Source organism: Chitinophaga sp. NPDC101104 (assembly GCF_050277495.1).
GTDB lineage: Bacteria > Bacteroidota > Bacteroidia > Chitinophagales > Chitinophagaceae > Chitinophaga.
The window spans coordinates 3,515,931-3,537,396 of the sequence record NZ_JBNNSF010000001.1; the positions used below are offsets into that span (position 1 = coordinate 3,515,931).

22 protein-coding genes are annotated in these 21,466 nt (G+C 56.5%); 9 read left to right on the top strand and 13 right to left on the bottom strand.

Annotation, left to right across the window (positions count from 1 at the left end; all coding sequences use genetic code 11):
• Positions 1-65: 65 nt before the first annotated feature.
• Positions 66-593 carry a DUF4252 domain-containing protein gene (locus ACQKLP_RS14080; RefSeq protein ID WP_427323380.1) on the top strand — a complete coding sequence of 176 codons (528 nt, stop codon included), beginning with the start codon at positions 66-68 and terminating at the stop codon, positions 591-593.
• On the opposite strand, the gene ACQKLP_RS14085 is transcribed toward ACQKLP_RS14080, so the two are convergent.
• Both ACQKLP_RS14085 and ACQKLP_RS14090 read right to left on the bottom strand, forming a co-directional pair.
• On the bottom strand, positions 590-877 hold the full coding sequence (locus tag ACQKLP_RS14085) for a DUF721 domain-containing protein (protein ID WP_126243680.1): 288 nt from the start codon (positions 875-877) through the stop codon (positions 590-592). The genes ACQKLP_RS14080 and ACQKLP_RS14085 overlap by 4 nt on opposite strands.
• A gap of 16 nt (positions 878-893) precedes the next feature.
• Positions 894-1,331, bottom strand: coding sequence for a hypothetical protein (locus ACQKLP_RS14090; protein ID WP_427323381.1), 438 nt, complete (start codon positions 1,329-1,331; stop codon positions 894-896).
• Between the two features lie 112 nt (positions 1,332-1,443).
• Between ACQKLP_RS14090 and ACQKLP_RS14095 the strand changes: the two genes are divergently transcribed.
• Positions 1,444-2,382, top strand: a complete 939-nt coding sequence (locus tag ACQKLP_RS14095; protein WP_427323382.1) for a dienelactone hydrolase family protein — start codon at positions 1,444-1,446, stop codon at positions 2,380-2,382.
• Positions 2,383-2,384: 2 nt separating this feature from the next.
• Here ACQKLP_RS14095 and ACQKLP_RS14100 read toward each other — a convergent pair whose 3' ends face one another.
• Positions 2,385-3,140 carry a class I SAM-dependent methyltransferase gene (locus ACQKLP_RS14100; RefSeq protein ID WP_427323383.1) on the bottom strand — a complete coding sequence of 252 codons (756 nt, stop codon included), beginning with the start codon at positions 3,138-3,140 and terminating at the stop codon, positions 2,385-2,387.
• 149 nt (positions 3,141-3,289) lie between these two features.
• Between ACQKLP_RS14100 and ACQKLP_RS14105 the strand changes: the two genes are divergently transcribed.
• A complete protein-coding gene (locus ACQKLP_RS14105) occupies positions 3,290-4,057 on the top strand; it encodes a nuclear transport factor 2 family protein (RefSeq protein WP_427323384.1) in 768 nt (255 codons plus the stop codon).
• Here ACQKLP_RS14105 and ACQKLP_RS14110 read toward each other — a convergent pair.
• The 3 genes from ACQKLP_RS14110 to ACQKLP_RS14120 form a co-directional block, all read right to left on the bottom strand.
• Positions 4,054-4,449 carry a DoxX family protein gene (locus ACQKLP_RS14110; RefSeq protein ID WP_427323385.1) on the bottom strand — a complete coding sequence of 132 codons (396 nt, stop codon included), beginning with the start codon at positions 4,447-4,449 and terminating at the stop codon, positions 4,054-4,056. The genes ACQKLP_RS14105 and ACQKLP_RS14110 overlap by 4 nt on opposite strands.
• Positions 4,450-4,456: 7 nt before the next feature.
• Complete coding sequence (locus tag ACQKLP_RS14115) at positions 4,457-4,978, bottom strand: GNAT family N-acetyltransferase (RefSeq protein WP_427323386.1); 522 nt, start codon at positions 4,976-4,978, stop codon at positions 4,457-4,459.
• Positions 4,979-5,093: 115 nt separating this feature from the next.
• Complete coding sequence (locus ACQKLP_RS14120; protein ID WP_341839660.1) at positions 5,094-5,483, bottom strand: hypothetical protein; 390 nt, start codon at positions 5,481-5,483, stop codon at positions 5,094-5,096.
• 182 nt (positions 5,484-5,665) lie between these two features.
• Here ACQKLP_RS14120 and ACQKLP_RS14125 point away from each other — a divergent pair, with 182 nt between their 5' ends.
• Positions 5,666-6,301 carry a response regulator gene (locus tag ACQKLP_RS14125; protein WP_427323387.1) on the top strand — a complete coding sequence of 212 codons (636 nt, stop codon included), beginning with the start codon at positions 5,666-5,668 and terminating at the stop codon, positions 6,299-6,301.
• A gap of 58 nt (positions 6,302-6,359) precedes the next feature.
• On the opposite strand, the gene ACQKLP_RS14130 is transcribed toward ACQKLP_RS14125, so the two are convergent.
• From ACQKLP_RS14130 to ACQKLP_RS14145, 4 genes are read right to left on the bottom strand one after another with little or no spacing between them, the layout of a single operon-like run.
• Positions 6,360-7,532, bottom strand: a complete 1,173-nt coding sequence (locus ACQKLP_RS14130) for a TlpA family protein disulfide reductase (RefSeq protein ID WP_427323388.1) — start codon at positions 7,530-7,532, stop codon at positions 6,360-6,362.
• 12 nt (positions 7,533-7,544) lie between these two features.
• Entirely contained in the window at positions 7,545-8,801 is a 1,257-nt protein-coding gene (locus tag ACQKLP_RS14135) for a TlpA family protein disulfide reductase (RefSeq protein WP_427323389.1), read from the bottom strand.
• Positions 8,802-8,821: 20 nt separating this feature from the next.
• Positions 8,822-10,159, bottom strand: a complete 1,338-nt coding sequence (locus ACQKLP_RS14140) for a RagB/SusD family nutrient uptake outer membrane protein (RefSeq protein ID WP_427323390.1) — start codon at positions 10,157-10,159, stop codon at positions 8,822-8,824.
• A 12-nt stretch (positions 10,160-10,171) separates the two neighbouring features.
• Positions 10,172-13,225: a SusC/RagA family TonB-linked outer membrane protein gene (locus ACQKLP_RS14145; RefSeq protein ID WP_427323391.1), complete on the bottom strand. Its 3,054-nt coding sequence runs from the start codon at positions 13,223-13,225 to the stop codon at positions 10,172-10,174.
• 226 nt (positions 13,226-13,451) lie between these two features.
• Here ACQKLP_RS14145 and ACQKLP_RS14150 point away from each other — a divergent pair, with 226 nt between their 5' ends.
• The 4 genes from ACQKLP_RS14150 to ACQKLP_RS14165 are packed head-to-tail and all read left to right on the top strand — an operon-like array spanning position 13,452 to position 17,764.
• Positions 13,452-14,441 carry a histidine kinase gene (locus ACQKLP_RS14150; RefSeq protein WP_427323392.1) on the top strand — a complete coding sequence of 330 codons (990 nt, stop codon included), beginning with the start codon at positions 13,452-13,454 and terminating at the stop codon, positions 14,439-14,441.
• Entirely contained in the window at positions 14,425-15,519 is a 1,095-nt protein-coding gene (locus ACQKLP_RS14155; protein WP_427323393.1) for a sensor histidine kinase, read from the top strand. The genes ACQKLP_RS14150 and ACQKLP_RS14155 overlap by 17 nt, the downstream gene beginning before the upstream one ends.
• Positions 15,488-16,183: a LytR/AlgR family response regulator transcription factor gene (locus tag ACQKLP_RS14160; RefSeq protein WP_126243695.1), complete on the top strand. Its 696-nt coding sequence runs from the start codon at positions 15,488-15,490 to the stop codon at positions 16,181-16,183. The genes ACQKLP_RS14155 and ACQKLP_RS14160 overlap by 32 nt, the downstream gene beginning before the upstream one ends.
• A gap of 39 nt (positions 16,184-16,222) precedes the next feature.
• Positions 16,223-17,764, top strand: a complete 1,542-nt coding sequence (locus ACQKLP_RS14165) for an MFS transporter (RefSeq protein WP_427323394.1) — start codon at positions 16,223-16,225, stop codon at positions 17,762-17,764.
• On the opposite strand, the gene ACQKLP_RS14170 is transcribed toward ACQKLP_RS14165, so the two are convergent.
• Positions 17,750-18,814, bottom strand: a complete 1,065-nt coding sequence (locus ACQKLP_RS14170; RefSeq protein WP_427323395.1) for a hypothetical protein — start codon at positions 18,812-18,814, stop codon at positions 17,750-17,752. The two genes, ACQKLP_RS14165 and ACQKLP_RS14170, sit on opposite strands and share 15 nt — an antisense overlap.
• A gap of 159 nt (positions 18,815-18,973) precedes the next feature.
• Positions 18,974-20,110 carry a serine hydrolase domain-containing protein gene (locus tag ACQKLP_RS14175; RefSeq protein WP_427323396.1) on the bottom strand — a complete coding sequence of 379 codons (1,137 nt, stop codon included), beginning with the start codon at positions 20,108-20,110 and terminating at the stop codon, positions 18,974-18,976.
• Between the two features lie 189 nt (positions 20,111-20,299).
• On the opposite strand from ACQKLP_RS14175, the gene ACQKLP_RS14180 reads away from it, so the two are divergent.
• Complete coding sequence (locus ACQKLP_RS14180; RefSeq protein ID WP_427323397.1) at positions 20,300-20,770, top strand: DinB family protein; 471 nt, start codon at positions 20,300-20,302, stop codon at positions 20,768-20,770.
• A 103-nt stretch (positions 20,771-20,873) separates the two neighbouring features.
• Here ACQKLP_RS14180 and ACQKLP_RS14185 read toward each other — a convergent pair whose 3' ends face one another.
• Positions 20,874-21,446 (bottom strand): hypothetical protein, encoded by a 573-nt coding sequence (locus ACQKLP_RS14185; protein ID WP_427323398.1) that lies wholly within the window; start codon positions 21,444-21,446, stop codon positions 20,874-20,876.
• Between the last annotated feature and the right edge of the window lie 20 nt (positions 21,447-21,466).

Genomic DNA, 21,466 nt, shown 5'->3' on the forward strand with positions numbered 1-21,466 from the left:
AGCCGCCGTCCTCCATCCGCGGCCGCTTTTCCATTATCCATCCTTTACCTGAAAAAATATCCTCCATGATCCGCACCCTAATTATCGCCATTACCTGCATCCTGTTTGCCACCACCGCCAGCGCACAGCGCAAAACCCTCCGCCACTTTATGGTGCAGCATTACGATGTGGCATCCACCCAAAAGATAGGGCTGGGCTTCCTCACATTCCGCGTGGTGAGCTGGTTCATCCCCGACCGGGCTTTCGACGGCAAGATGAAAGACATCAAATGGGCATTGAAAAAAGTAAGAAGGGCCAGGTTCTACGCGCTCGAAATGGATTACGGCGTGTTCTCCGCCGAAACGGTGATGGGCCTGCGGCATGAGCTGGAACAGCAAAATAAATTCGAATTGCTGGCGGAAGTCCGCCACGAGAACGCCAACATCCATTTGCTCAGCAACGGCAAAAAAGAAGACAGGATCGATAATTTAGTGGTATTGGTGCAGGAAGACGGAGAAATGATGATGCTGCACCTGCGTACCCGGCTCACGATGGACGATATTACCCGCATCGTCAACGTCGTATCCGACGAAGTAAAGCTCGCCGGCCGTTAACGGATGATCACTTCCGTCACCACCTTTTCCCCCAGCATTTCATTCACCAGCCCGGCGATCCGGTCTTTGGAATAATTCAGCTCCTGCTTGAGGGGCGCTACGCTCGTCACGATCACCAGCTTGCCATCGTACAGGTGCACGCTTTCGGTATATCTCGCGATCGTTTTACCGACCACCTGCTCCCAGTTTTCCTGGATACGCACTTCCATGAGGCGCGGCTTGAGCTTGCTTTTGTTGAGATACTCCCGCAGGGCGTCGCCCATGCTGACAAGGTTGTTTCGCATAGCGCAAATGTAGGGATTAATTTTCAGGGATCAGTCCATGTTCGCGCAGCACTTGCTGTTCATCGCCGGTTATATATGCAAATATTTTAAGCGCACCCGACGCCGACGTGAGCAGGTACCACACATCGAATTCGATCTCAATCGTTTGCCCGTCCTTATCGTAAGCGGAATCCCAATGCACTTTCACCAGGAAATGCTGTTCATTGATGCGGGTCACTTCCAGCCCCGCAACGCGCATCCTTTTGGTGCCGATCTTCCGGTAGAACGCGTTGCCTTCCGGAACGGCTTTCAGGAAAGATTCGTCGTTTTTGCCGCCCATCACCCCACGGGCGGACGACTCCACGAAATAATCCGCGAACGCCTCCGCCATGGCTTTGGGGTCGCCGTTTCGGCCCTGCACGCCGTCGTTAAAGCGCTGTTCGTATGCCTGGAAGAATTCCCTGATCTGGTCCATATGCGGGCGTTTACCGTAGCATCGCAATATTCGGGCCATGGGCCCGGTTATCGAGCTGAAAAAACGGTAGCGGCGGATAGGAAACCTTGGGGAGTTTGCGTACATTCCTGTCATGAAGCATCTATTTGTTCCCCTCTTGCTGCTGATCGGCCTTTCCGCCGCAGCACAGCAATCACCCGCCAAATTCTCGCTGGACGTGCGTTACCTGCTTTCGCTCCCGGATGGGTACAACGCGGATTCCACCCGTAAATGGCCATTGCTGATCTTTCTGCACGGGTCCGGCGAAAGCGGTATCGATCTCGATAAAGTAAAAGTGCACGGGCCGCCGAAGCTCGTGGAAGCGGGGAAGAAGTTCCCGATGATCATCGTTTCTCCCCAATCCGATTTCGGCGGCTGGGACGCGGGCATCCTCCAGCGGCTGATCCTCGACCTCAAAACCCGTTACCGGGTAGATGCGGACCGGGTATACATGACAGGCCTCAGCATGGGCGGTTTCGGCACCTGGGAATACGCCTCCCGCTTCGCCGGCGACCTGGCGGCCATTGTGCCCATTTGCGGCGGCGGCCGGCCGGAAGACGCCTGGAAGATGCGGTACGTGCCCACCTGGTGTTTCCATGGCGGGAAAGATAATGTGGTGCTCCCCAGTCAAAGCGCCGATATGATCAACGCTTTGAAGCCATACCAGCCCGGTGTGAAATTCACGGTGTACCCGGATGCGGGGCACGATAGCTGGACGGAAGCCTACAACAGCGATAGCCTCTGGACCTGGCTGCTGGCACAGCGCCGCCACGAATTCAAACCCGTGCCCGTGGCGCCCGCCACGCTGGCGAAATATGCGGGCGTGTACGTCCGCAACGGGCGGGATACGGTCGTGATCACACCGGCGGAAAACGCCCTGCAATTACAGGCCGGCCGGGGCAAGGAAACGTTGAAACCTGCGTCGGAGACGGTTTTCTACTGGATGGACAAAGCGCCGGTGGATATCATTTTCAATAAAGAAGGATTCCTGTTCCGCGGCTGGCAACAGGAGCAGTACAAAAAGGTGAAGTAGCGTTATTCCAGTTTACCGATGTAAAGGCGCGTGGTGTACATGAATTTCACCATGCCGTTGTGTGCGTATCGTGCAAACAACTCTTCCAGCTCGCTCATCATGGGCGCATAAAGCGCGTGGCCGGGCTGCGGCGCGTAGGATGCGGAGAGCAGCCGGCCCTTGAGGCCCTGCAGATCGAGCTGTTGCGCGTTGCGGAAAACGTGGGCGCGGTACACGGCGGGGGAGAAGAAGGCCGACAGCTGGGCGGGGCCTACGTTCCGGTGGTTGGTCTCGCGGTAATCGACCGCGTATTTCTGGAGGAGGGCTTCGTAGGCTTTTCCCAGTTCGTCTTGCAGATCGCGCTCGTTCCACATGAGCACCGTACAGGCGCCGGGCTTGCCGATCCGCAGGAATTCGCTGCGCGCTGCGCTGCCGTGGAACCAGTGAAATGCCTGGGCGGCCACGATCAGGTCGGCGGAAGCGTCGGGCAGGGTGGTTTTCTCCGCGGTCCCCGCCACCGCATGAAACCCCGGAAACCCACGGAGCAGCCGCTCGGAGGCGTCCCGCATGTCGGAATTGGGCTCTACGGCAAATACCGTATTCCCGTTTTCGAGGAACGGCATGCAGGAAATCCCCGTTCCTGCGCCGATATCGGCTACCATGGAGCCTTTCGTAAGACATGCTTCCTGCTCCAGGCAGGTGATGATGGCATGCGGATAATGTGGCCGGTATTTAATGTAATGTTCAGCCCTTCCGCTGAAACGTTCGGTGTTTTTCATATGCAATGGTTGTTCCATGGGTTACATGTCTGATGTCAAAGGTTATTATTATCATGCCAAAATTTCCCCGCATGAATCTACAGTAACAAATAAATGTTCCGGTTGTTTGGTGTAATATTATAACATCATCTTTTTTTTACACTTCCGCCATGAAAAAAATTTGCATCTGCTTCGGTATCCTGTTGATTTTCACCCGCGTCAGCGCACAGTCAGACGCCGTGATATCCGGCCTCATCCTTGAAAAAGACAGTCTCTTCTGGAAAGCTTATAATAGTTGCGATCTCGCGGCCATGAAGACTTTCTTCAGTTCAGACCTCGAATTTTACCACGACAAAGGCGGCCTCACGTTTGGGGTGGATAAGATGGTGAAGAGTTTCGGGGAAGGGCCCTGCAGCCCAAAGGGCGATTACCGCCTCCTGCGCGAAGCCGTGCCGGGGTCCGTAAAAGTGTACACGTTGCGGCAGGCGGATACGGTATATGGCGCCATCATCCAGGGCAGCCATTACTTCAGTATCGTGAAAAACGGGCAAACGCGCCGCGACGGACTGGCACAATTCACGCATGTCTGGATGAAAAAAGGGGGATGGAAAATGACGCGCGTCCTCAGTTTCGACCATGGACCGGCGCCTTACGATAACGGAAGGAAGGTCGTGGAATTGACGGCCAAACAGCTGGAAAGCAGCACCGGCACATTCAAGGGCCCGCAAACGACGTTGGTTTTCACAGCAGGGAACAACATGCTGATCATGCAAACGCCGAAAAACACCATCAATTTATACCCGCAATCTGCCGATGTGTTTTTTATGAAAGAGGCAGACCTCACCTTCACGTTCACCCGCGATGCAGACGGCCGTCCGGTAAAACTCGAAGTCCATGAAAGGGGCGGGCTTGCGGAAACGCTTACGCCGCAGCGTTAAGCCACGCGCTGGCTATCGGCCGCTGCCGTAACCAGCAGCGCCACGATGAGCATGAAGCTGTATTCGCATCCGCCGGAGCCGTGTTCCCCTACGAACCAACCCAGTTCCGCATGGATGATGACGATCCCGATGAGCAGCATCAGCACGAATCCCGCACTCAGCCAACGCACGAATTTGCCTGCGGCGAGCAATATCCCGCCGGCGATCTCGAAAACCGTGATCATCCATACCAGCGCTTCGCCGGCCGGGAACCCTTTCGATTCGAGGAACCCGCCGAACCGGGGGACGGTCCCGCCCGCCACGCGCACAACGGCATGCGCGATGAAAATAACGGCAATGAATATACGTAATATAAGCAGCGTGTGCCGCAGCGACAGATAAGGGAAACGCATTGTTCGTTCAGATTTGCTTATAGTAAATGATCGTACCCGTGAGGCCGCCATGCGGTTTCAGCGCGAAGCCGGGAATGACGCCCGTCCGGATATATCCCTGCTTTTCGTAGAACCCGGCCGCACCTTCGTCTTCTGCGGTATCCAGGGTAATGAGGCTGCGCCCGTGAAGGCGCGCGAGGTTTTCCGCTTCGGCCAGCAGCGCGCTGGCAACGCCTTTCCCGCGATGGGCCACGGCCGTCATCATTTTGGCGATTTCGGCGCGGTGGGGCTGATTGGGCGGCAGATCGAGCAGCAGTGTTACGGTGCCCGCCAAAGCGCCATCCGTAAAAGCCCCGAGGATAATACGCCCGCCTTGTTCCGCCGCTGCCAGTGAGCCTTGCCAGAAAGCGCGTGCTTCTTGCCCGGAAAGGGGATGCATGAAGCTTACGGAGCCGCCATGCGCCACGGTTTCGATCAACAGGCCGGCGAGAGCGGCAAGCGTGGCAGCGTCGTGCGCCAGGGGGCGGATAAGCATAGGACCGTTATTCATACGATACAGGAGTTTGATCCTGAAATTACGGTTTTCCTGGCCCCGCGTCAAAGGTAAAATGAACAGCCGGCCAACTGGCGACCGGCTGAGAGGCGGAACGTATGTGCGTTCCGGATTAAAAAACAATCTGCGTACCGGCGGAAAGCGCGGTACCCGTGGATGTTCCCGTTTTTACGAGATTTCCGTTCACGAACATTTCGACTTTGAGGCTGGAATTGGCGTTGGGGCCAACGGCTCCGATTACGCAGGTACCGCCCAATGCGCTGGCGGGAACGTCGAGCACGGGGCTTTCCCAGGTATTCTTGTTGATGCTCGAAGCCGTGGTAATCGACTGATCGTACCCGTAAACGGCGTTCATGATCACGACCCCGGTGCTGCCGGAGGCTTTGTACTGCACTTTCTTCGCAGAACGGCCCGGTCCCGGATCGTCGTCTTTCCCGCCGCAGGCGGCCATACCGATGGAAAGGGCTAACAATGGCAACAGGAACATTTTCAGTGATTTCATATAGTAGTTGTTTAGATAACAAAATGCTGCACGCCACAAAAGTAAACCCGTCCGCCACCGGGTTCAATACCCCATTCCCGGTGAAATTTCCTACTGGTTTTCCGGTAGATGCGGGTAATTATCATCGCCGGACGCGAATAATCGATATTTTTGGGGACGGGGAGCATCCGCCCCGGTAAACCATGTCCGGAAATACGATTCAAATTGCCATTGTAGACGACCATCCGCTCATCCTGGAAGGATTACAGAAGTTACTGGATAACACCCCCGGCGTGGAAATCGCCGGATGTTTCAGCAGCGCCGCCGAATGCCTGGATTTTCTCCGCACCTCTTATGCCGACATCCTTTTGCTCGACATCGGCCTGCCAGACGCCAGCGGGCTCGACCTTTGCCGCGATGTCAAAACCCTTTCTCCCGCCACGCGCGTGCTGGCGCTCAGCAATCATTCCGAGCGCAGCATGATCCTGCAGATGCTCCAGCAGGGCGCATCAGGCTACCTGCTGAAAAACGTGGCGGCCGACGAGCTGGTGCGCTGCATCCACGAAGCGCACGAAGGATTGCTCACTTTCAGCAAAGCGATCCGCGAGATCATGGCAAAGCCTTCCGCATCGGCGCTCCGCGAAACACCGCAGCTCACCCGCCGCGAAAAGGAAATCCTCCTCCTCATCGCCGACGGTAAAACCACTGCCGACATCGCATCGTTCCTGCACCTCAGTCCGCTCACCATAGAAACGCACCGCAAAAACCTCCTGCAGAAATTCGGTACGCCCAATGTAGCTGCCATGATCAAGCTCGCCGTGCAGCTGGGGCTCATGTAAAAAAAAGGAACGCCCGAAGGCGTTCCATTCTCAGGTTTGCATATATCAATTTACCAATCTATTCACCTAAAACTTCTTTCAACTTAGCGTCGAGCTCATCTTCGCTTTCCTTACCGCCGCCCAATTGCTTGAAGATGATCTTGCCGGTGGGGTCGAGGAGGAATTTGGTCGGGAAGCCGCTGATGCCGTATTTCTGAACGAGGTCCAGCGATTCCTTTCCATAGTTGTTCATGACGTGCAGCCAGTCGATACCGTCCGCTTTCACGGCGTTCTTCCAGGATTTTTCCGAAGCAGCCAGGTCGGCCGACTTTTCGTCTGCAACGGCCAGGATTTCGAAGCCTTTCCCTTTGTAATGTTCGTAGAGCTTGCGCAGATGCGGGTGGCCTGCGCGGCAGGGGCCGCACCAGCTTCCCCAGAAATCCACCAGCACGTATTTCCCTTTCAGGGACGACAGGGAGAAATCATTGCCCTGGATATCCTTTTTCGTGAAATCCGGGGCGATCTTACCCATCGCCGTAGCCTGGATGCTTTCGATCTTGTTGGCTACCCATTTGCCGTAGAAGGTCTGCTTCCAGGTGGGAGCCAGCTTTGCGAATGTCTGTGCAAACGCTTCCGGCGTATAATCGTCGAACAGCTGGGTGAGGAAATACACACTCAGGAAAGAGCCGGGATTTTTGGCGATGTAAGCCATCCGCAGTTCTGTCTTCTTGCCATCCTGCGCCATTGCTTCTTTCCGCATGGAGGAGGCTTTCGCCGTATCGCCGCTTTTGGAAGCGACGGCACCGTCTTTCGTCAGTTGCCAGCGCTTGTCGATTAGCGGGAGCTCCTGTGCGTGGAATTTCGCGAATTCGGTATTCAGCTTGCCGCCTTTGGGCAGTGCCATATACGATTTTTCGGATTTGCCGCGCAGCACGATGCGCCCTTCTTCCAACACCAATTCCGCTACCGGGCCGGGAATGAACATCCCGCCTTTCGACATTTCGAACTTGCTTGCAGGGTTGCTGTTGAAAAGCACTGCCACTACCGGCTCCGCGATCTCACCGGAGAAGCGTAAAGCACCATCCGGCTGCAAAATGGCCGTATCCGATTTGCGGGCGCCGTGCTGTACATAGCTCAGCGTCAGTTTATAACCATCCTGTCCTTCCATGTACACATCCAGCGTATAACGCTGCTGGGCGGAAGCGGAAAGCCCTGCGGCCAATGCGAGGGCCGATAAGATTGTTTTCTGCATGATTGGATTTTATTACATGGATGTCATACCCATGGCCTTGATTACCTTTTTCTCCCCTTCAGGTTGCGCGCTCAGACCTTTCTCGATAACGGATTTGATCTGGGTTTCCGCTTCGGGGCTGTAGCCCGTGAATTTGGTCACGATCTTGCCTTCCCGGTCGATGAGGTAAAGCGTGGGGATACCGGAGAACTGGTAGGTTTCCATGGTTTTGTCCTTATTGTCGCTCAGGAGTTGTTCCCAGGGCATGTTTTCGTCTGCCATAGCTTTCTTCCATGCATTTTTATCGGTATCGATGGAAATGCTGACAACTTCCAGCCCCTGGGCCTTGTAGGCAGTATAGAGCTCCTTCACTTTCGGGATGGCCTGGCGGCAGGGGCCGCACCAGCTGGCCCAGAAATCGACGAGGAGATATTTGCCTTTGTATTTCTCCAGGCCCTGTAACTGGCCGAGATGATCGGGGTAGGAGATGGAAGGCGCGGGCTGGCCGGGCTGCAGTTTCATCATCTGCGCACGGTTCTTGATGATGGTGTTTTTGAGGTTTTTCGCCTCGCTCAGCCAGGGGTACAACTGCATGAGGTGATCGAGCTGCCGGAGCGTGGCGGCGTACTGCGTGGTATCGTGCGGACTTCCGGCGCCACGGAGGGCGTACATATATACCGGACGGTCTTTGTAAATGCGCTTCATCAGTTCGTCGCGCTGGTCCTGATCGTCGCGGGGCTCGTTATACCGCCGGCGGCCGACCCAGTAATTCGCCCAGGCGGAATCGCCGGTTTTGGTTTTATGTTCTTTCGCGAAATACTGCTGGTTATAATCGTCCACCATGCGGAGGTAGCCCAGGGTGCTGTTCAGTTCCATCTGGTTCACGAAGTTATTGTCGTGCGAGCCTTCCACGAAAGTAAAGTGCGGGATCTTGATCTTCATCTTAGCGGTGTCGTAGCCGCGGGAGGAGATCTTCACGTCGGCGTCGCTCCAGAAGGTGATATATTCCCAGTTCATCACGTTGATTTTATAAATGCCCGGGTGGTCTTGTTTTACGCGGAAGGAGTAGGTGAGATCTTTTCCCAGTTCCACCGAGTCTACGATGGGCGATTTGCTGCCCTGGAAGGTTTCGCGGCTGAGATAGATCATTTTGGGTTGTCCTTCGGGTGTGGGGAACTTCACCGTGCCTTTCACCGTAATTTGCTTTGGTAAGTTGGCTTTCTGGGCCATGAGCGCCGCCGGAGTCATCAACAGCGCCAATAAAGCAGGTTTCAACATTGCTTTCTTCATTCCTGTGTTTTTAATTATGCTTAATAGTCTGAATTCTGTTTGATGTTGGGATTGAGCACCAGCAAGCGTTCCGGCAGCGGCAGGAGCACGTGGCCGCCGGGCTGCTGCAGGCTGGAAAGCCAGGGGAGGGCTTTCCCGAACCGGCGCATATCGCTCCAGCGCAGGCGCTCCCCTGTGAATTCGCGCCGGCGCTCGCTTTCGATCATGTCGAGAAAGGCCTGCGCGCTGGCGAAATCGCCGGTGGTGCGCAGGCTGGCTTTGCGTTTTCCGCGCAGTGTATTGAAGTGAGTAACATCCACGTTTCCTTGCCGGGCTTTACCTTCCGCGGCGATAAGGTATGCTTCCGCCAGGCGGCACACGGGGTAGGAGGGCGTGGCTTCCATGGGGAATTTGTTGAGGTAGTTCACTTCGAGGTCGAACGTGAGCCCCTTGCGCTTGAAGTACCATTTCTTGCGGACGTCCGTGTCTTCGTAGGTATTGATCAGCGCTTCATCGATCCAGGTATTGCCGTTACCGGCGAGCTGTTCGCCGCCCCAGGGCGCAAATCCACCGGCCCCGAAAACGGAATTCAGGCCCAGCATCTTGCTGCCGCTATTGGAAGCCTCGCCGATGGCGTAGATCATTTCCCTGGAAGAAGTATTGTACAGGAACATGGCGGAATCCACCTTGTCTGCCAGGGAGAATTTCCCGGAGTTGATCACCGCTTCGGCCATATCCACGGCGTCTTTATACTTCCCGTTGTTGAGGCAATGGCGCGCCAGCAGCAGCTGTGCGGCCTGTTTGCTCGCCTTCGTGACACCCGACGTAAAATCGGGCAGCAGTTCCACCGCCTGTCGGAGGTCCGCTTCCACGAATGCTTTCACTTTGTCTTCGGATTCGCGGAGCGGGAAGGTCAGCGGGTCTTCCCCGCCTTTCATCAATGCCACTTGCCCGAATTGCTCGTTGAGCAGGGAATAGGCATACCCCCGCAACAGGTAAGCTTCCCCGGCGATGGGGCGCAGCGCGCTTTCGTCTTTGTGCGCTTCCCAGTAATGGATCGCCGCATTGGCATTGCCGACGCATTGGTAAGGATAGCGGTAAGCGAACTGAAGGGCGTTCTCGGCAACGGGGACGTTGCAGGATTCATAGCCTGCATAGGCGAGCGTTTGCACGTCGTCGCCCATGATTTCGGTAAGACTGTAATACAGGTTGAATGCGTTGTTGGTAAGCCCCAGCTTGGCGCCATTAACCACCAGTGCGAGGTTGTTGCTGTTGATCATGGACGGCGAAGCGAGGTGATCGGGCCGCACGTCGAGCTGGTTGCTGCAGGCGGAAAGCCCGATGATAGCTGATATGGAGAGGTAGAGCGAATGTTTCATACCGGTAATTTTTTAGAATGAGAGATCGACGCCCAGTACCATGGACCTGGGGTTGGGAACGTTGGAAGACACGATCCCCGAATTGCTGGCCGCTTCCGGATCGAAGCCGATGTATTTGGTAATGGTAAACAGGTTCTGCGCGGAAGCATACACCTTGGCCCGCGTAAGGTGCGCGCGCTGCAGGAGCGATTTCGGGAGCTCATACCCTACCGTCAGGTTGCGCAGCCGCACGTACGAAGCGTTGTAGATGAACTGGGTAGACGCCATCGAGTTCCAGTTGGTCACATTGCCCTGCCCGTGCTGGCCGGCTACTGCCCGCGGAACGTCCGTCACGTCGCCGGGCTTGCGCCAGCGGCTGTTCACGATATCGAATTTATTGGGCATCACGCCGAACCAGTCGAGGTCGTAATTGCGGAGGGTCTGTTCATAAAAGTCATATATTTTCGATCCTACCACGTAGTAGAACAATGCTTCCACCGTCACACCCTTGTACCCGGCCGAAAGCGTGGTACCGCCGGTGAATTTCGGCAGTGCGATGGGAATGTTCACGTAATCTTTCGCATTGATCATCCCGTCTTTGTTCAGGTCGTCATAGATCATGTCTCCCGTTGCAGGGTCTACGCCCAGCGAGCGGTACACCAGCACGGAGCCTACGGATTCGCCTACTTTCACGGTAGATTGCGGCCCGCCGAAAATGAACGTACCGAACTGCGCCATGGTATCGGCCAGCGAAAGCACCCTGTTGCGGTTGAGGTTCATATTCGTTGCCACGCGCCAGCTGATGGCGGAACCCGTGGCACTGGCCACAGACAGCTCCATATCGAAACCCTGGTTGCGCACGCTGCCCACGTTGTAGGGAATGTTGGTGGCACCGAACTCCCAGGGGATGTTGCGGTTGCTCATCAGCTTGTCGGTAGTTTTGTTATAGTAATCGACCGTCAGGTTCACGCGGTTGTTGAACAAAGCCGCATCGATACCGGCGTCGAACTGTTTGGTCTGTTCCCAGCGCACATTGGGGTTACCTACGAGGTCGCGGATCTTGAGGGCCGCGTCGCCGATATAGGTGGTACCCTGCATGAGATCTTCGGCGCCGTTTTGCGCCAGGGGACGGATATTCCCGCTAAGACCGTAGCTGGAACGGAGTTTCAGGTGATTCACGACTTTTTGGCTGAGCATGAACTGCTCGCGGGAGATGTCCCAACCGGCAGACACGGCCGGGAACCAGCTGTAGCGGTTGTTCCTGGCGAGCTTGGAGGAACCGTCTGTCCGGAGGCTCGCCCCCAGCAGGTAACGGTCTTTATAGTCGAAACCCAACCGCGCGAAATACGCTTCGGAAGTTTCCTTCCCGTTACCATTCAGCGAACCGATGCCGAACACACTGCCGTAAGAAGCGGCTGCCTGTCCGCCGGTAATGCCCGGCACCCGCGGGAACCCGTTCAGTTCGTACCCGAAGTTGCTGGACTCCATGCTGTAGAACGTCTGGCCCGCTGTGGCGGTGAGGCCCAGGTCGTTCCAACGGTTATTGTAAGTGAGGTAGTTGTCGACGTTGTAATTGAAATTATCCGATCCCGTCACTTTCAGGCTTCCTTTGTTGTTGTAGCCGAGGTAACCGAGGGGCGACTGGAAATCGTTGCTGTTGATGTTGTATTTGTTGGCAGCGAGCTGGGAACGGAATTGCAGGGTTCTGTGCAGTTTCACTTCTGCGAAGACGTTGCCGAACCAGGTTTGCTGTTTGCGTTTGTTATCGTTTTCGAGCATTTCACCCAGCGGGTGCTGTTGCTGGCCAACGTAGTAGCCGAGGCTGCCGTCTGGCCGGCGCACAGGCTCTTCCGGCGTATCGGGCCGGGCGTTGAACGCGCTTACGATGGGGTAGCTGTTGTTTTTGTTGACGCCCTGCGACAGATTGATGTTGCCGCCCAGTTTCAGCCAGTTGCCTACCTGCTGGGTAACGTCGATCTTACCAGTGTATCTTTCGTACTGACCGGTGCCCATGGCTGCCTGTTCGGAATAGCGGGCGATCGACATGTAATAACTGTTCTTTTCCCCGCCGCCGTTCATGCTGGCCTGGATATTGGTAACGGGGGCAGTTTTGTTCTTGATCCGGTCGATCCAGTCTATGCTGCGGTCGGCCATATTGAGGCCAGACACCTCGCTGCCGAGGCGCGTCTTTTCCGATCCGAGCCGTGAGATCTGCGCGGGCGTGAGGCCTACGGGATTGGCCAGTATTCTGTCGATATCGGCGATGCGGTTGTTACGGGAGTCGGAGAAGGCGGATTTGTACTCGTCGGTAGTGAGCATCCTCCGCGTGGTGGGCACATTATTGAAGCCGGTGTATGCATTTACGGAGAAAGACGGCTTGGCGCCCATCCGGCCTTTTTTAGTGGTGATGATGATGACGCCGGTGGAGCCGCGGGCGCCGTAGATCGCTGCGGAAGCGGCGTCTTTCAGCACGTCGATGGTTTCCACGTCTTGCGGATTGAGGCTGTTCAGCGCCACGGCGCCGCCTTCTACCACGAGCCCGTCGATCACGATGAGCGGGGCCGCCGAATTCGCGCTGGCAGATTGTACGCCGCGGATCTGGATGGTGGGCGCGCCGCCGGGAGTGCCGGACGAAGACACCACGGTAACGCCGGGGATGCGGCCCTGCAGGGCTTTACCCACGTCAGACACGATGTTGTTCTGCGGCTGCAGGTCTTTGGCGCCGATGGAGGAAATACTCGTTGTCACGTTGCGGCGCTGTTGTGTACCGTAACCCACTACCACGGTCGATTTAAGCTCCATCGCCGAAGTGACGAGCATAATCGGGCGGACGATGGCCGCGGCCGTCAGCATGACAGGCTCGAAGCCGATGGAGGAGATCTGAAGCTTCGCATTGGCGGGCACCCGCAATTCGAATTCCCCTTTTTCATTGGCGGTTACCCCGCCCGTACCGTTCACCACCTTGATCGTGGCGCCGGGGATCGGCGCCCTGGTGAGCGAATCGCGCACCGTTCCCCTGATAACCTGCTGGGCAAAAGCCCCTGCGCTCAACATACAGGCAAGAGATAGCAAATAGACATGTTTCATAAACACTACTGTTTGGAAAATGAATGGTTGGAGATTTGGTTGATTCTTTCGTTGGTTGGTCTTTGATTGATTGAAATGAGCCTCATGACCCCACCAAAATAATCCCGGCGTTCCATTCAAAAGGCCAAAACTGTACATACCGGCATCCGGCAGGTACAATCCGGCAAATCGCGGGGATGAAAAAAAATCGTCTATAAAGCCCTGATATCGCGTATCTTAGCATCTCATGCCTACGCAAAAAACATATAGGTACTGGATTCATCTCGCCGTGTGGATGGCGCTGGTGCTGTTGTATATATTCCCGATGCTCAAAGGTAACATTTCCAGTCCGTTGGGCCTCCGGTACACGATCACCCGCTTCATCGTTTTCGGCTTCATCAATTTCCACCTGTTTTATCTCCTCGTGTTCGTGGTATACCCGCTGCACGCCAGGGCCGGCACCTCACGGGCGTTATTACTCGCCTTCAGCACGGTGCTCGCGTTTTGCATGCTGAAATACGGCGTAGGCCACATCTGGCCCGACGAGATCCTGCAGCTGGGGATCGCCATGATCGGCTTTAAGAAAACTTACCATACGTTCTGGAGCTATTTCCGGATGACCCTGCAAACGGGGATACTGGTCGGCCTCGCCGCCTATGCGTATTACGTTTTCCTCATGTGGCGCACGGGCGACCGCCAAAGCCGCCGGCTGGAGCTGGAAGCGGCCGCGGCGGGAAAACAGTTCGCGCAGATGCAGGTGTCGACCGGGTTGCTCCTCCGCAAGCTGAAAGCCATCAAATCGCTGCTGGAAACGGAGGAAAAAAGGGAAAAAGAAGGTGCCGAAGCCATCCTTCAACTGTCGGAACTGCTGCGGTATATGCTGTATGACAAAGGCGTGAAGCTCGACAAAGCCCCCCTCGACCGGGAGCTGTATTATTTCGATATCTACCTCAAACTGCATAACCGGCTCTTCCCCGGCCAGCAGGTAAGCCTGCATATGACCGGCCCCACCACCGGCCGGTACGTTACACCGTTGCTGCTGCAAACCGCGGCGGAAAAACTGCTCGCCCGTTCCCAAAACGGCCTGCCCGTGGTGCTGAAACTGGAAATTGGGGCAGACGAGCTCGCGCTCAGCTCTTCCGCCGGCACATCGCTTTTGCAACGATTGGCGCAATGGCTGCCGGGCACCGCCGATATGCGCCGTTTTAAAACCCCGCTGTATGCCGGACCGGCCTGAACACTTCCATCGCCTCCGGGAATTCGCCGCATTGCTCGTGTTGTGGATGCTCGTGATGTACGGGCTCAGCATCCTGGGGATGCCGCGCGCCTTCACACCGCTTTCGTTCCGATACCTGCACATTAACCGCGGCGTGTTCGGACTACTGAATTTCGGGATATGCTATGCCGCCATCCGGCTCGTTTTCCCCCAGTTCCTGGAGCACCGGAAATGGGGCCGGCTCGCAGCAGGACTGATCTTATTGGTCGTTATCGGCACCACCGTGAAATTCGCCATCGCCGACAACTTCTTCCGCACCGAAATCCTCGAGATCGGCTATCGAAACGGCGTGAAGCTATACAAGGATTACTGGCACTATTTCCGCACCGAGATGTGGACGAACGCCGTGGTGCTTTGCGCAGCCCTGGCGTACGTACTGTTTTTCGCCTGGCTGGCGGAAGATAAACGGCGGAAGCAACTTGCGCTGCAAAAACAGGACGCCGAATTCGCCATCCTCAAAATGCAACTGAACGCGCATTTCCTCATGAACAGCCTCAACAGTATTTATAGCCTGGCGCTGGTACGCTCGCCGCAGGTGGTAGATGCGGCGCATACGCTTTCCCAGATACTGGAGTATATGACGGAACAGCCGCCGGTGGCGGGATATCGCACCCGGCTGTCCGACGAATTAAAGTACCTCGAAGATTTCATCGCGATGCAGCGTTTGCGGACGGGGTGCCAGGACTGTGTCCGGATGCGGGTTTCCGGCGACCCGGCGGCATTCGGGATCGCGCCGCTGCTGCTGGTCCCGTTCGTCGAGAACGCTTTCAAGCATGGCGTAGCCAACCGGCCGGAGCAGCCGGTGGAGATCAGCGTGGATTGCTCGGGCGAGGGGCTCGGGTTTACCGTCCATAATTTCAAGACCCGCAAGCGCAAAGACCAGACCGGCGGCATCGGGCTCGTCAACGTCCGGAAGCGCCTGGAGCTGGTCTACCCCGGTCAATACGATCTTACCATCCGCGAAACGGAACACGAATATTCCAGTCACCTGCAAATTCATTGGGAAAATGGCCATTCAATGCATAGTGGTGGACGATGAGCCGCTGGCCGTCCAGGTCATCACCGAATTCATCCGTAAAATGCCGGAGCTCTCGCTGGCCGGCACTTTCAACAATCCGCTGGAAGCCCTGGCCTTCCTCCGCAATGAGCCCTCCGTCAAGCTCGTTTTCCTAGACATCCAGATGCCGGAGCTATCCGGGATCGAATTCATGCAGCTGCGACAGACAGACGTGGCCGTGATCGTTGTTTCCGCGTACGACGAATATGCGCTCGACGGGTTCCAGTACGATGCGGCCGATTACCTGCTCAAACCCGTTCCGTTCGACCGGTTCGTGAAAGCCGTCCAGAAAGTGACCGGGAAACAGGCGCAGCAGCCCGTGGTAGCAGCGCAACCGGATTTCATTTTCATCCGGACAGACAAGCGGATCATCCGCCTCAATTTCAGCGAAATCCTCTTCGTGGAAGCCCTCCGCAACTACGTGGCCATCCAGACGGCCACGCAAAAAATCCTCACCCTCCAAAATCTCCGGAGCTTCGAAGAAGCGCTGCCGCCACGGCAGTTCATCCGGGTGCACAAATCGTTCATCGTGGCCATGAACAAGATCGACAGCGTCGAGAAACAGCGGATTTTTATGGGCCAGCACATGGTCCCCGTTGGCGATACCTACGTAAAACAGTTTTACGAAGCCATGGGCATGAGCTGACGGGAAACATTTCCGGGGATTGGCTGTTAATAGAAGACGATGTCGACTTACCCGCTATCCTCACCCACAGGCCGGAACGTAATGGCCGCCACCATCCTGGCGTCTTCCATGGCATTTATCGACGGTACCGCATTGAACGTGGTGCTGCCATCCCTGCAAAACCAGTTGCAGGCCACTGCGGCCGGGCTATTCTGGGTACTGAACGCGTACCTGCTCATGCTCGCGGCGCTCATACTCGTTGGCGGCGCGCTGGGCGACCGGTTGGGGCGCAAGCGCGTGTTTATGACGGGGATAATCGTTTTCATTGCGGGGTCTGCGGCGTGCGGCCTGGCGGCAACGGTGGAGCAGCTGGTCCTTTTCCGGGTGGTGCAGGGCGGGGGCGGGGCGCTCATGATCCCGGGGAGCCTGTCGCTGCTGTCTTCTTCGGTGGACGAAAATGAAAAGGGCAAGGCGATCGGCACCTGGTCTGCGTTCACCACGCTGGTGACCATGGGCGGGCCGGTGCTGGGAGGGGCTTTGGCGGATGCGGGGTTATGGCGGTACATCTTTTTCATCAACGTGCCGCTGGGACTGGTGTCGTTGTTCATTTTGCGCCGCCACGTTCCCGAACAGCGGGACGCATCGGCTACCAGCGGGATCGATTACCTGGGCGGGGCGCTTACGGCGCTGGGGCTTGCTTCCCTTACTTTCGGATTTTTACGGATGCCCGAATACGGTTTCAGTCATTGGCAATCCTGGGGCGCTATTGCGGCGGGAGTTGCGCTGTTGGCGGCTTTCATCGTGGTAGAAGTGAAATCCCCGCATCCCATGTTGCCGTTGCACCTGTTCCGGAACCGCACATTTTCCGGCGCCAATCTTTTGACTTTTTTCCTCTATGCCGCCATGGGAACGGGTATGCTGTTCCTTTCCCTCAACATGGTGCAGGTGCAGGGATATAGCCAGCTGCAATCCGGGCTTACTTTCCTGCCGTTTACCGTGCTTATGATTCTGCTGGCGCGGCCGGCGGGCAGCTGGGCAGACAAAACGGGGCCGCGGCCTTTTCTCGTTGGCGGGCCGCTGCTGGCGGGAACGGGTTTGTTCCTCATGTCTTTGGTAGGGAAAACGGCCGGCCCTTCCGCCTATTGGACCACCTTCTTCCCGGGGATCCTCGTGATGGGGCTGGGCATGTCTTTCACCGTAGCGCCGTTAACGGCCACTGTGATGGGCTCCCTCCAACCACAGTTATCCGGAACGGCGTCGGGCGTCAACAATGCGGTGACGCGCATCGCAAGCGTGTTCGCCACGGCCATTTTCGGCGCACTGGCCGTGCTGCTGTTCGCAAAGGATGTACGATCAGGGCTGGATACCTTCGCGATGAACGAATCGCTCAAAACGGCCGTGGTAGCCGAAACCACGAACCTTGGCAATGCACATCCGCCCGGCGGCGTACCGGCGGATATGACGGCTGGCGTGAAAGCATTGTATAAAGAAGGCTTTACCACCGCATATCAGAAAATACTGCTGATTTCCGCCATCATGGGCTGGTTGTCGGGCATTATCGCCTGGTGGATGATCCCGAAGAAAAAGTCAACTCCGCGCTGACTGGCGGGTATCCCTTTTCAGTGCGGGCTCGGTGGGACCATCGAACGAAGTGAGGTTCGTGAGGTCGCGGACTTTCCGGGCCAGCGCCAACACCACCGCCGGGTTACGCAGATCGAACGCCAGTTTTTTCCTTCCCAGCAAAGCCAGTTCCCCCACATCCCTCACGCCGGCGGCTTCCTTCCGCAAGCTGCGGATGGCGAGCAAGCCCATGGCGTGGACCGCGTGTACCGTGATCGCATATTCCTGTTTCAGGGCGGGCGGATAGGGCAGCCGCGCGAGGGCCTGGTTGAAGCGCGCACTTTCCGCCTGGAACCTTCTTTCCAGCCGGCCGTACCGCCGGTAGAGAATGGGAATGGTATAAATACCGGAACGGATATCCGTCCAGATGCCGGACACATCATTTGTCAGTTGCATCAAACCCGCCAGGGGAAAGGTCATCGCCGTTTCTTCGGGAGACGGGTACCTGTCGAACACCGTATACATCAGCAACACCGCATGAAAACGTTTGTGATAGGTGATGCGGAAAAGCTCCGCTTCGGAAATAGCGGCGTCTTTCTGCCGGTACGACGCTTCCTGCCAATGCACTGCTTCGCAGCAATGGGCCGTCACGCGGCGGGGCTCGGCGGCGATGGTCAACAGCCGGAGGTAGGCTTCGCGGAGCAACGACTCCGAAGCATCCTGCGGCTCGAATCCGTCAGGGGAGCGTATCAACTGTAAAATCCTCGAATGACCGGCGGAACGGTTATCCGGCAAATCCTGCAACAACGTACTCACAACGGCCAACAACTGCAAACGGGTTTGTTCCGCTTCGCTGAGGCGCCGGCCCTGCATGCGCGCCAGGCCTCCACACAGGATATGTTCCGCGATTTCCTGGTAAGCGGCCATTCGCTGAAAGGTGGCAGGGGGAAGGATGGAGGAGGCGTCCGGGAGAAGGCTTGCCAGCAGGCGGCCCAAACGATTTTCCAGGCTGCTGCGTTGCAGACGCATGCGGCAGTACAACCGGAAAAGGAGCAGGGAAGTCTCCGTCAAATGGACGTAGGGATAGCACATAACGGTCAGGGATATAGGGTTTCCGTACTCCAATATAAACTTTTCCCTGCATGCAACGCAGAAAAAGTCTGCCGGAGATGGTTCGTCGTTGCGGCCCCTTTCATAAAAAAGCCCCCGGAGTACCGGGGGCGCCTTCATTCACGGGATATGCGGTTAATACTACTTCCAGGATTTGTTGTAGGCCAGCGCCACGATGTCGTACACCTTGCGCCAGTCGGCCCCCAGGGAGTTGATTCCCATAGCCAGTTCCACTTTCGCGGGCAGGCGGATGATGAGCGTCTGGCTGCCCACGTCGCCCCAGTTCAGTCCTTCCACTTTATTACGGTCTACGTACAAAGCGCCGTCATGGCCGTAAGCGAGGCCTCCCGTCACGGGGAAGCGCGCGATCCAGCCCAGGCGGTTATCATCCATCAGCTGGCGTTCTTCCGGGGAAAGGATGTTATTGGTATGTGTGAGGTAGACGATGATGCGCGACATCTCCATGGTGGTGAGCACCCATCCGCCGCCGCCGCATTTCTCCGTCCAGTTCCCGAAATCGCTGCCGATGAGCCGGTAAGGCGCTTCAGACATCATCTGGGTCATTTTGCCTTCTACCGGCGCGCAGCCGCGTGCAGGAATCCCGGCTTTCGAAAGCACATGCACGTTCACGAGGCGGATGTATTCCTGGCTCATCCATTTACGGAATTCACCGGGAGCGAGCAGTTGTTCCTGCTGGCGGAATTTCACGGAATCGTTCAGTTTGGGCAGGATGGCCCGGAACAGCGCGAAATTGATGTTCGAGTACTCCGGAGTTTTCGGCGCCGTGATGGGCGATGCCACCGTGCTCATGAGCGGCTCCCAATCGGTCTGGCTGCCCCTGATGCCGGAGGTATGCGTCATTAATTGTTTGAACGTGATGTTGCGGATGCTGTCGTGAATGTACCAGGAAGCAGGCAGCCACCGACCGATCTTCGACTCGATCGTCACATCCTTTTGCAACATGTACTGCACCACCGTGGCCGCTGTGAGCGTTTTGGTGACGCTGGCGATGTTGGTGAAGGCATGAAGATCGGACTTTTTACCGTCGATGGATTGAATACCATACGCCGCCGTGTCGGCCACCTGTCCGTTTTGGGTGATGACGAACTGGTACCCGCGTGCACTGGCAAGGGCTTCCTGCAGGTTTTTCTTGAAAAGCGATGTGCTGAATTTTTTGTCGTTCGACTGGATGGGCGGTTCCTTTTTACAGGCGTTCAGCCCGGCGAGGGTTACAACTGCAATGGCGCAGCATGCGAAGGGTTTAACTACGTGTTTCATTTTTTGAGGTTTTAACAGTGATGGCACCAAAGGTAATGCTGCCCGCCTCCGGCTGCGGGGGCCGCTTCATGAATGGCAGCTGCGGATTAACGGAAACCGGAAGCGGTTTCATGGGGACGAATCGCATACGTCAATTCATCGGTCCATCGCAGATAATTATACATTAACTTCCCAACCAAACCCATGCATATGCACCTGGCTCAACAAATCGCGCAACATTTCCGGGGCGTACATTTTGGCGGCAACTGGACGGCCGTGAATCTGAAGGACGTGCTGGCCGACGTTACCTGGCAGGAAGCCACAACGCCTTCGGGCCCTCTCAATACCATCGCCGCACTGGTTTACCATATGAACTACTACGTTAGCGAGGTCCTGAAAGTGTTGCGGGGCGCGCCGCTGCAGGCGAGCGACAAATTCGCCTTCGACCTCCCGCCGCTGCGGTCGGAAGCTGAATGGCGCCAGCTGGCCGACAAAGCCCTGGAAGACGCGGAAGCGTTCGCGGACGAAATCGAAAAAATCCCGGAGGCGCAACTGATGGAAGTTTTCCAGGATCCCCGGTACGGCAATTATTACCGGAACCTGCATGGCATCATCGAGCATACGCATTATCATCTGGGGCAAATCACGATCATCAAGAAACTGTTGCGCTCCCGGTTATAAAATGAACAGCCGCACAACCTTCGTAAAGGCTGCACGGCGCTCATGCGGCAGGATTGTGCATCATCATCTTACAATTGCCTGCCTTCTCTCGCATGCCCCCCAATTATTCCGTCATCCTGTATACGAACAAGGCCGCTTCATGCGCCGTGTCCTGTTCTTCATAGGTATAGAGTAATCGTTCCCCATCAATGATTTTTATTTCCCAACGGTATTTGATGGGCTTCAGGTCGTCGTTGGCCGCGGCCCGCCTGGTAACGCCATTGCCGGCAGCACATTTGTCTTTCACGGTTTTGTACTCGCCTTTCACGGGATAGAACGTGAACAGGTCGCCCTCGAACACCACCGAGCCCTCGAGCCGCGTGAAGTGCTCGGTAACGCAGGAACCGGAAGTGCGCAGGCCCAGGTACTGGAAAAATACCATGCGGCCTTTGCCGTCTTTTTCCTGGAACTGGTATTCGCGGCCGGCTTCGTAGTCGTTGCCGAGATGGTGGCCGTCGCGGTCGAAATAGGAGATGGCCGACAGCGTGCCGCTGAACCAAAGCACTCCGGTCAGTTGCGCAGGTACGCGGCTGGAGGGGACGCCGGCATACGGGTCCTGCGCTTTTGCGTCGTCTTTTTTACATTGCTGGAATCCCAGGCAGGTGAGGATTCCCAGGAATAACAGATAACTTTTCATTGTATCGGGGTTTAATTGTT